The organism is Kitasatospora sp. NPDC054795, from assembly GCF_053611565.1.
In genome coordinates, this window is record NZ_JBSHAP010000212.1 from 1 (window position 1) to 9,605 (window position 9,605).

Here is a 9,605-nt window from a genome sequence, read left to right on the forward strand (position 1 = left end):
CGGATGATGCGGGACGCGAAGATCACGCAGATCTACGAGGGCACCAACCAGGTCCAGCGGATCGTGATGGCCCGCAACCTCCCGTAACCCCACCCCGTAACCCCACCCCGACGTGCACCGACGGCGGGTCGGCCGGCCGCCCGGCCGTCGGTGCCGAGGCATCGCCCCGATGCTAAGTTCCGGTGAATGAGTGAGAAGGAAGAGCAGGACCAGTCCATGAATGACGGGCCCTCGAAGCCGGCGATGCGCGAGGCGCTGGTGGCCGCGGCCTTCGAGCTCTTCCTGGAGCGCGGCTTCGAACAGACGACCGTCGACGACATCGTCTCGCTGGCCGGCGTCGGCCGGCGCTCCTTCTTCCGCTACTTCCCGGCCAAGGAGGACGTGGTCTTCCCCGACCACGAGCGCAGCCTCGCCGAGATGACGGAGTTCCTGGAGTCCGGCACCGGTGAGGAGGATCCGGTCAGGCACGCCTGCGACGCCGCCCGCCTGGTCCTGCGGATGTACGCCGAGCAGCCCTCCTTCTCCGTCCAGCGCTACCGCCTGACCCGCAAGGTGCCCGGCCTGCGCGCGTACGAGCTGTCCGTGGTCTGGCGCTACGAGCACACCCTGGCCGCCTATCTGCGCGGCCGCTTCGCCGACCGCCCCGACGGCCCGCTGCGTGCGGACGTGATCGCCGCGGCCGTCGTCTCCGCGCACAACCACGCCCTGCGCACCTGGTTGCGCTCGGGCGGGGAGAGTGACTGGGTGGCCGAGGTGGACGCGGCGATGGCCTTCGTCACCGGCACCTGGGGCGAGCGCCAGGGCGAGGCCGCCGAGGGCGAGTCCGACGACGTCGTGGTCCTGGTCGCCAGCCGCCGCGCGCCGCTGTGGCGGATGGTCCAGGGCATCGAGAGCGCGCTGGGCGCCGACGCCCGCCAGGTCTGATCCTCACCCGCACGGCGCAGCCGTGTCCGGCGTGGCCCCGGTCGACGGCCCGTGCGCCGTGCGGGGCGTCCGGCTCCGGGCGAGACTCGGTCCCGGGACGGCCCTCCCCCGACGGCGGGCGGCCCGGGAGCGCGAGGGAGCGGCGATGCCGACGACGTCCCAGCAGCGGAGCAGCGGCCCGACCCTGCGCGAGGTGCTGCTGCACAAGGGCTACCTGCGCCTGTTGCTGGTCTCGGCGCTGGTCGGCATCCCGGTCTCGCTGGCGGCCTTCGGCTTCGTCAGCCTGGAGCACGAACTCCAGCAGTGGGTCTGGGAGAGCCTGCCGGAGACGCTCGGCTACCACCAGGCCCCCTGGTGGTGGCCGCTGCCCGCGCTGCTGCTGGCCGGCCTGCTGCTCGCCCCGATCGTGACCCGGCTGCCCGGGCACGGCGGGCACGTCCCGGTCGACGGCTTCGGCGGCCCGCCCACGCTGCCCGCCGCCGTGCCCGGGGTGGTGCTGGCCGCGCTCGCCTGTCTGCCGCTCGGCGTGGTGCTCGGCCCGGAGTCGCCGCTGATGGCGCTCGGCGGCGGCCTCGCCCTGCTTGCCGTCCGGTCCGCCAAACGGGCCGAACATCCGCAGCTGGTGGCGGTGTTGGGCACGGCAGGTTCCGTGGCGGCGATCTCCACCATCTTCGGCAGCCCGCTGGTGGCGGCCGTCATGGTGATCGAGGCGGCCGGGCTGGGCGGCCCGCAGCTGATCGCGCTGATCCTGCCCAGCCTGCTGTCCGGCGGCCTCGGGGCGCTGGTCTTCACCGGGTTCGGCCACTGGACCGGCCTGTCGATCGGTGCGCTGTCGCTGCCGAGCGTGCCGAGGGCCGGGGTGCCCGACCCGGGGGACTTCCTCTGGGGCGTGCCGCTGGCCGCCGCGATCGCCGTGGTCTGCGTGGCCGGGCAGACCGTCGGCCGCGGGGTGAAGGCCTTCGTCACGACCGGGACCGCACGACAGACCGCCCTGCGCATCGTGCTGTGCGCGGTCGCGGTCGGCTGCTGCCTCACCGCGTACGCCCTGCTCACCGGCCGCTCCCCGGAGCAGGTCGCGCTCTCCGGGCAGGCCACCCTGGGCGCGCTCGCCGCCGATCCGGCCGACTGGCCGATCGGCGCGCTGCTCGCCCTCGCGCTCTTCAAGGGGCTGGGCTGGTCGATCGCCCTCGGCAGCCTGCGCGGCGGCCCGATCTTCCCGGCGCTCTTGCTCGGTGCGGCCCTCGGTACGGCCTGTGCGCCGCTGCCCGGCTTCGGTGCCGGGCCCGCCCTGGCGGTCGGCCTGGCGGCCTCGGCTGCCGCCGTCACCGGCCTGCCCGTCACCAGCACCGTCCTGGCCGCCGCCCTGCTCGGCAGCCAGGCGACCGACGCGATGCCGCTGCTGATCGTGTCCACGGTGGTGGCCTTCATCACCGCGCAGTCGCTGCGCGGCCGGCCGAAGCGGGGTGCCGCTCCGGCCGGCCGCACGGAGGCCTCCGGGGTCAGCTGACGTCCGGGCCCGGGCCGTCCGCGACCGCGCCCAGGTACTGCTCGATCTGCTGCTGGTTCTCCACCAAGCGCAGGCACAGGTGCCGCAGTTGGGCCATCTCCCCGGGGCTGAAGCCGCGGAAGACGGCGGCCATCGCGCGCTCGGTGGGCAGCCGGAACTCCTCCAGCCAGGCCAGCCCTTCGGGCGTCGCGGTGACCAGCACCGCCCGCCGGTCGTTCGGGTCGGGGGAGCGGCGGGCCAGCCCCTCCCGCTCCAGGGTGTCCACCAGGCCGGTCGCGTTGCGCGGGCTCACCCCGCCGGCCCGGGCCAACTCGCCCACGGTCAGCCCCGCTTCACCCGCTTCACCCGCTTTGCCCGCGGCCCCGAGCCGTACCAGCACATCCAGCGCCCCCGCGCTCAACCCCCGACCCTGCGATCCGCGGGACCGCAGCTTCTCCACCGCGTGGAACGCCGACCGTGCGGCGGCCGCGGCCTCCAGTGCCAGGGTGTCCCCGCCCTTGGTGAACGCGCCCATGGCCGTCCGCACCCTGCTGTCGTAGAGCCGGCCCTCGGCATCCCGCCCCAGCGGACCGGCCGACGACTCCATTGATTTGTTTACCTGCTTCATAATGAAGTCATTCTGCACTTTGCGGGAATCCTGTCAAGGGGCGGCGACCCGCCAACTCGGCCGCAGTGGGCGAGACTTCGGCGTAAGCCGGAGGCGTGCTCGGCGGGATCCGGTCGGCGTCGGGCCGCTGGGGGAGTGTTCTGTGCCGTGGGTCGGGCGGGGCCGTTGGAGTGTCGTGGGCCTGCTCCGGTCGAATGACCCCCACGGCAGTCGTCCGATATGTGTATCCGCTGGTCACTGCGGCGAGTCAGAGGCCACGTCAGCCGGAGTGGGCACCATGTCGGTTGCGGCGGGATGTGGGGCGTGGCTCCCTGAATCGGGGCGGGCCGATCGGTGTCGCCACCTCAACCGGAAGCTCCGTGGCGGAGATCTTCATGCGTGCTCTCAAGCGTGTCCTGGCCGTCGGTTCCCTTGCCGTCCCGCTCGTGATCGGCTGCGCCGGCCTGGCCTCGGCCCACGACGGCTTGGATGCGGGCTGGGGCAAGGGTCGGTTCATCGCCAATCAGAACGGTGCCGGTGTCGTCGGTTCCGAGTCCTCCGTCGCTCTCGACGGCGTCTCGCACATCGACTTCCGGATCTGGGCGGACGACAACGGCGTCTCCGGCTCCTTCGCGGGTTCGAGCGCCACTTGGAATCACGGGTGACAGTGAGTGACATAGCTTGCGAATCCCCCCGGAGTTCCCGCGAACTCCGGGGGGATTCGCCTGTGCCCGGAGCGGCGCTCCCGCCGTTTCCGCGGGCTCGGAGGTCCCGGCCAACTGTTCCCGTACGGCGGGCCGTTGTATCGAGCCGTTCGCATGATGACCCCGTTGAGGGGCGACTCCGCAGGGACGGTCCGCGGCAGGGGTCCGGCGGCGACGGAGAGTGGCGCGGAGTGACGCAGAGTGCTCCAGCCGACTGATCCTGTCAGATAGGCATACGAACGGTATTTCCGCTGGTGGGGGCGGCGATTCTGACGGGGCGTGAGGCCGGACGGGGCGCGGTGCCGGTTGCGGCGGGATCCGGGGCGTGGCTCTCTGAATCGCGGCGGGGCTGAACGGCACCGCCACTCAACCCAGAAACTCCGTGGAGGAGATTTTCATGCGTGCTCTCAAGCGAGTCGTGGCTGTCGGCGCCCTCACCGTCCCGCTCGTGCTCGGCTGCGCCGGCCTGGCCTCGGCCCACGAAGGCATCGACGCGAACTACGGCAAGGGCTTCTTCACCGCCAACGAGGACGCCGCCGCCCTCGCGGCGGTCGAGTCCCACGTCGGCCACGACGGTGTCTCGCACGCCAGCTTCTGGATCATTGCGGAAGACGAGGGAGTCACCGGCTCCTTCACGGGTGCGGGTGCCACCTTCAACGACGAGGACATCGCCCCCGCCGCCGCTCCCGCCGCCGCTCCGGCTGCCGCTCCGGCGGCCGAGGTTGCTCCGGCGGCTGTCCCGGCGACTGAGGTTGCGCCCGCTGCCACTCCGGCGGCCGAGGTTGCTCCGGCGGCTGTCCCGGCGACTGAGGTTGCCCCCGCCGCTGCCGCTCCGGCTGCCGCCGCCCCCGCCGCTGCCGCTCCCGCCGCCCACCAGGGCTGACCGAACCCGCCGTTTTGGGCGTGATCCCGACACCGTCCCGGCGGGCCAGGCCCATCCGGATGCCCGGCCGGTACCCACCGGCCGGGCATCCGGCGTACGGCCGGTCGCTTCACGGCGGAGAACCGCGGCCGAAAAGCAAAAAGGCCCCAGATCAACTGGGGCCTTTTTTCGGTGTCCGAGGGGGGACTTGAACCCCCACGCCCGATAAAGGGCACTAGCACCTCAAGCTAGCGCGTCTGCCATTCCGCCACCCGGACCAGGTGTCGTCCTCGCGGCTTCCGATCTCTCGTCCGTCGCGCTGACAGATGTAACTGTAGCAAAGATCGGCTTGGGGTCCCAAAACGATTCCCGGCCGGCCGGTACGACCGGTGGCGGTGGCAAGGGGTGGCGTGTGGCGGGGGCGTGACCAGGGGGTTTCGGGAGCGCACGGGGGGTGGATCGGGATCCGGGGCTGGGGGAGGATGGGCGGACGTGCTCGTACGGCCCGGGTGCAGGTCCTGGGGGTGGCGCGCTGGTGCGTCGGTGCGGGCCCAAGACGAGGAGTGACCGTGAACGAGCGGAGCGAGTCGGCGGCACCGAAGGTGACGGCTGAGTCCGAGGTCGCCGAGATCTGTCGCGATCTGATCCGGATCGACACCAGCAACTACGGGGACGGCTCCGGCCCGGGGGAGCGGAAGGCGGCCGAGTACGTGGCCGAGCAGCTCGCCGAGTTCGGGCTCGAACCGAAGATCTTCGAGTCCGCCAAGGGCCGGGCGTCGACGGTGGTCCGGATCGAGGGCGAGGACCGCTCCCGTCCGGGCCTGCTGATCCACGGCCACACCGACGTGGTGCCGGCCAACGCCGCGGACTGGACCCACGACCCGTTCGGAGGCGAGATCGCGGACGGCTGCGTCTGGGGGCGCGGCGCGGTCGACATGAAGGACATGGACGCGATGACCCTGGCGGTCGTCCGCGACCGGCTGCGCACCGGGCGCAAGCCCCCGCGCGACATCGTGCTGGCCTTCCTCGCCGACGAGGAGGCCGGCGGCACCTACGGGGCGCGCTTCCTGGTGGACAAGCACCCGGGGCTGTTCGAGGGCGTGACCGAGGCGATCGGCGAGGTCGGCGGCTTCTCCTTCACGGTCAACGACCAGGTCCGCCTCTACCTGGTGGAGACGGCCGAGAAGGGCATGCACTGGATGCGCCTGACGGTCGAGGGCCGGGCCGGCCACGGCTCGATGGAGAACGACGACAACGCGATCACCGAGCTGTGCGAGGCGGTCGCCCGGCTCGGCCGGCACCAGTTCCCGCTGCGGATCACCAAGACCGTCCGGGCCTTCCTGGACGAGCTGTCGGACGCGCTCGGGGTCGAGCTGGACCCGGAGAACATGGACGAGACGCTGCGCGTGCTCGGCGGCATCGCCAAGATGATCGGCACCACCCTGCGCAACACCGCCCAGCCGACCATGCTCGGCGCCGGCTACAAGGTGAACGTGATCCCCGGTCAGGCCACCGCGCACGTGGACGGGCGCTTCCTGCCCGGCTACGAGGAGGAGTTCCTGGCCGAGCTGGACAGCGTGCTCGGCCCGCGCGTGAAGCGCGAGAGCCTGCACTCGGACAAGGCGATCGAGACCGGCTTCGACGGCGCCCTGGTGGAGGCGATGCAGACCGCGCTGCGCGCCGAGGACCCGATCGCCCGCGCGGTGCCGTACTGCCTGTCGGGCGGGACGGACGCCAAGTCGTTCCAGGACCTCGGCATCCGCTGCTTCGGCTTCGCGCCGCTCCAGCTGCCGCCGGAGCTGGACTTCGCCGGGATGTTCCACGGCGTGGACGAGCGGGTGCCGGTGGACGGCCTGAAGTTCGGTGTCCGGGTGCTGGACCGGTTCATCGACGCCTGCTGAATCCCCTGATCAGGCGACTGGGTCGGCCCGTTCCCGGAATGCCGGGGGCGGGCCGGGCGCATTGTCGGAGCTGATGATTGTGAGATGGGGAAAGGAAGATCGACAGAAGCGATTCTGCCGGAAATCCCAAGCTGATCATGTGTGCGAGACCTCACCGTTGCGGGTGAATGGGGGATCCGTTCCGTACCCCGTTTGCCGCAGCGTCGTTCATCCCTGTGCAGCCTGCCGAACGGGTTGCGTTGTCCATACAGGAGGAATCATGAAGGTCAAGAAGATCGCCGCTGTCGCCGCCGCCACCGGTGGTCTGGTGCTCGCTGCCGCCGGTGTCGCGTCCGCTCACGCCGGTGCCGAGGGCGTGGCCGCCGGCTCCCCGGGTGTCCTCTCGGGCAACCAGATCCAGGTTCCGGTGCACGTCCCGGTCAACCTCTGCGGCAACACCATCAGCGTCATCGGCGTGCTGAACCCGGCGTTCGGCAACCACTGCGCCAACGTCTGAGTCGACCTCCGGGCCGTCGAGGCCTGTTGAGCCGATTCGCAACCGGCCCCCGGGCGGCGGACGCGCCGCGCCGGGGGCGTTCGCGTTCCCGGCGGTCCGGTGCGGGCCGGACCCGCTCCGGGCCCCGGCGCCCGCCGGATACACGAGGTCCGACACGATCGCTCGATCGGGTGAAGCCGATTCGTTCGGCTCAACCTCCCCGTTCGCCTCTCGTTAACTCGTGTGCAGCCGAAGCCCTTGCGTGATTTACGGATATACGGAAATTCCGACTTTTTTGAAGGTTCATGTCAAGGTCGACACGTCGTCTCGAAATGTCAGGGGAAAAAATGAGGAATGTAGCCAAGAAGGGGATCCTCACGGCGGTGGCCACGGGCAGTGTGCTGGCCTCGGCCGCCGGCTACGCCTATGCGGGAGGAGCCGAGGCGCAGGGGGGTGCCGTCGGTTCGTCCGGCGTCGTCTCGGGTAACTCGGTCCAGGTGCCGATCCAGGTGCCGATCAATGCCTGCGGCAATACGGTCGACGTGATCGGCTTGCTGAACCCGTCCTACGGCAACCACTGCGCCAACGTCAACGGCGGCGGGGGTCACCCGGCGTCCAAGCCCGTCCAGCACGGCCTGCCCGGCGGCTCGGGCGTCACCGGCGGCGGTCACGCCGACGGCAGCCGTCCCGCCAACGGCGTGGGCGGCGTCGACGCTTCCGGCGCCGGCGCCGGCGGCGGCGCCGGCCAGGGTGCCAAGGTCCCGGGTACCGCGGTCCCGTACGCCACCGTGCCGGGCGCCACGGTGCCGGGCGCGAGCGCCTCGGGCGTCGCCGCCAACTCGCCGGGCGTGCTCTCCGGCAACAGCGTCCAGGCGCCGGTGGACGTCCCGGTCAACGCCTGCGGCAACTCGGTCAACGTGGTCGGCGTCGGCAACCCGGCCTTCGGCAACGACTGCGTGAACGTGGCCAAGGTCGCCCCGAAGCCCACCCCGAAGCCGGTCGAGGGCTGCGTGGAGGCCTGCCCGACCCCGCCGAAGGTCTCCTCCGAGGAGGTGACGAGCGTCGCGCGCAACAGCGTCCCGCCCGTCTCGGCCGAGCAGGCCGTCGTGGCACCCGCCAAGGCGGTCAAGGCCGCCACGGTCGCCCCGACCGCCCAGCTGGCCTCCACCGGCGCCGGCGGCGTCGAGCTGCTCGGTGCCGCCGGTCTCGCGCTGATGCTCGGCGGTGGCGTGCTCTACCGCCGGGCCCGGGCCGGAGTCCGCTGACCCGGCCGACCGGGGACGGGGGCGCGCGCTGAACCGGACGCGCGCGCACCCGTAGCGGGAACGATCCACCCGCGGCCGCCGGGCGAACGGGCGGCCGCGGGCGCGCGGAGGCTCGACGCGAGGCCCGCCCGGGGCGCCGATGCCCTGCCCGTCACCAGCTCCGGACCTGCCGGATGATCCGCCGCTTCAGTCGGACCGTCCGGCTGCCGTCGGGGAACAGCTTGAGTCGGTCGAGCTCCCAGTGCCCGTACTCGGCGTGCTCGGTGAGCAGTTGGCGCGCCGCGTTGCGCGTGGTGCCGCGCGGCATACGCAGGGACTGGTACTCGTACTCCGGCTGCCGGACCGGCTTCCGTGGGGTCAAAACGCTCCTCCTGGGGATCACCTTCGGGCAAGCCTACGGCCTGCCCCGGACCGTCGGCCCGGGTATTTCCGGCCGTCCCTCCCGCGCGGAGGCGGCGGCCGGAAGAGGCATGGCCCGGGCCGTCGGCTGACAGCGCATCAGTCCTGTTGCCACTGGGGAAGGGATACCCGGATCCCGGCGCGCGAAGCCGCACCCGGACGGCCCCGTCGAGTCCGGTGCGCGCCCTCCGCGCCCGTTTCGCGCCGGTGCCGCGTGGGGACGAAGTGGCACGGATCGGACATCAGGGGGGAAGTTGCGGTGAAAACGCGGGTGGAGGTGACAACCGCTGTGCGTACCGACACCGCGGGGAGATAGCGTCTGCACCATGTCTGATGCCGCGCAGCCCACCATTGCCGAGGTACGCGCCGCCGCTGAGGCGGTCAAGGCCGCCATCGATCGTCATCTGGAAGCGGTGTCAAGCCCCAATGCAGCCGATGATCCCGCCGTTTCCGCCGCGTACGAGCAGCTCGCCACGGCGGCCATCGCCTACGACCAGCTCCTGTACGAGGCCTACGACGAGGTGACGCCCTTCGAGATCCCCGGGGACGAGGGCCCCGGCGGGTACCACGGCCCCGAACAGCCCGAGGCGATCAGCGTGTTGATCCGCCGCGACTACCACGTCGTCGACCCCGAGCGACTGCGTGCCCAGGCCGAGCGGCTGGACGAGTCGCTGACCCCGGGCGGAGCCGGAGCGGGCGGGGTGAACGCCGCGATCGGCGTGCTGTTCGGCGAGTACGAGCCCGACGAGATCGCCGCCCGCGGCGAGGAGTTCGGCCTGGAGGAGGCCGACTCGACGCTCTGGGTCGCGGCCACCGAGCCGACCGAGCCGGGCGAGTGGCTGCCCGAACCCTTCGAGCACGCCGACCCGCAGCTGCTGATCTGCCGGTTCGACGTGAGCGAGGTCTACGACGACGAGGATCCGGACGACTGACGCCGTCCAGGACGGCCGACGGGCGGGCCCGGGATCACCGGGGCCCGCCC

At 72.0% G+C, this 9,605-nt stretch carries 11 protein-coding genes and 1 tRNA gene; 9 read left to right on the top strand and 3 right to left on the bottom strand.

The window, feature by feature from the left end; all coding sequences use genetic code 11:
* The 3 genes from ACWGJO_RS39800 to ACWGJO_RS39810 form a co-directional block, all read left to right on the top strand.
* On the top strand, positions 1–87 hold an 87-nt coding region (locus ACWGJO_RS39800), incomplete at its 5' end, for an acyl-CoA dehydrogenase family protein (protein WP_157846636.1).
* 99 nt (positions 88–186) lie between these two features.
* The gene (locus tag ACWGJO_RS39805; protein WP_387695925.1) at positions 187–924 is read left to right on the top strand and encodes a TetR family transcriptional regulator; all 738 of its coding nucleotides are present in this window, start codon (positions 187–189) and stop codon (positions 922–924) included.
* A 145-nt stretch (positions 925–1,069) separates the two neighbouring features.
* Positions 1,070–2,431: a chloride channel protein gene (locus ACWGJO_RS39810; RefSeq protein ID WP_452190600.1), complete on the top strand. Its 1,362-nt coding sequence runs from the start codon at positions 1,070–1,072 to the stop codon at positions 2,429–2,431.
* Here the strand turns inward: ACWGJO_RS39810 and ACWGJO_RS39815 are convergent.
* Positions 2,424–3,017, bottom strand: coding sequence for a MarR family winged helix-turn-helix transcriptional regulator (locus tag ACWGJO_RS39815; RefSeq protein WP_452190602.1), 594 nt, complete (start codon positions 3,015–3,017; stop codon positions 2,424–2,426). The genes ACWGJO_RS39810 and ACWGJO_RS39815 overlap by 8 nt on opposite strands.
* Positions 3,018–3,397: 380 nt before the next feature.
* Here ACWGJO_RS39815 and ACWGJO_RS39820 point away from each other — a divergent pair, with 380 nt between their 5' ends.
* A complete protein-coding gene (locus ACWGJO_RS39820) occupies positions 3,398–3,682 on the top strand; it encodes a hypothetical protein (protein ID WP_452190604.1) in 285 nt (94 codons plus the stop codon).
* Between the two features lie 436 nt (positions 3,683–4,118).
* The gene (locus ACWGJO_RS39825; protein ID WP_452190606.1) at positions 4,119–4,604 is read left to right on the top strand and encodes a hypothetical protein; all 486 of its coding nucleotides are present in this window, start codon (positions 4,119–4,121) and stop codon (positions 4,602–4,604) included.
* 172 nt (positions 4,605–4,776) lie between these two features.
* On the opposite strand, the gene ACWGJO_RS39830 is transcribed toward ACWGJO_RS39825, so the two are convergent.
* Positions 4,777–4,861 (bottom strand) — tRNA-Leu (locus ACWGJO_RS39830).
* A gap of 291 nt (positions 4,862–5,152) precedes the next feature.
* On the opposite strand from ACWGJO_RS39830, the gene ACWGJO_RS39835 reads away from it, so the two are divergent.
* From ACWGJO_RS39835 to ACWGJO_RS39845, 3 genes are all read left to right on the top strand, one after another.
* Positions 5,153–6,484: a M20/M25/M40 family metallo-hydrolase gene (locus tag ACWGJO_RS39835; protein ID WP_452190608.1), complete on the top strand. Its 1,332-nt coding sequence runs from the start codon at positions 5,153–5,155 to the stop codon at positions 6,482–6,484.
* A 259-nt stretch (positions 6,485–6,743) separates the two neighbouring features.
* Positions 6,744–6,980 (top strand): chaplin, encoded by a 237-nt coding sequence (locus ACWGJO_RS39840; protein ID WP_452190609.1) that lies wholly within the window; start codon positions 6,744–6,746, stop codon positions 6,978–6,980.
* A 326-nt stretch (positions 6,981–7,306) separates the two neighbouring features.
* Entirely contained in the window at positions 7,307–8,224 is a 918-nt protein-coding gene (locus ACWGJO_RS39845) for a chaplin family protein (protein WP_452190611.1), read from the top strand.
* 151 nt (positions 8,225–8,375) lie between these two features.
* Here the strand turns inward: ACWGJO_RS39845 and ACWGJO_RS39850 are convergent, their stop codons facing one another.
* On the bottom strand, positions 8,376–8,585 hold the full coding sequence (locus tag ACWGJO_RS39850) for a DUF5703 family protein (protein WP_359901238.1): 210 nt from the start codon (positions 8,583–8,585) through the stop codon (positions 8,376–8,378).
* A 364-nt stretch (positions 8,586–8,949) separates the two neighbouring features.
* Between ACWGJO_RS39850 and ACWGJO_RS39855 the strand changes: the two genes are divergently transcribed.
* Entirely contained in the window at positions 8,950–9,555 is a 606-nt protein-coding gene (locus ACWGJO_RS39855) for a hypothetical protein (RefSeq protein ID WP_452190613.1), read from the top strand.
* Positions 9,556–9,605 lie beyond the last annotated feature (50 nt).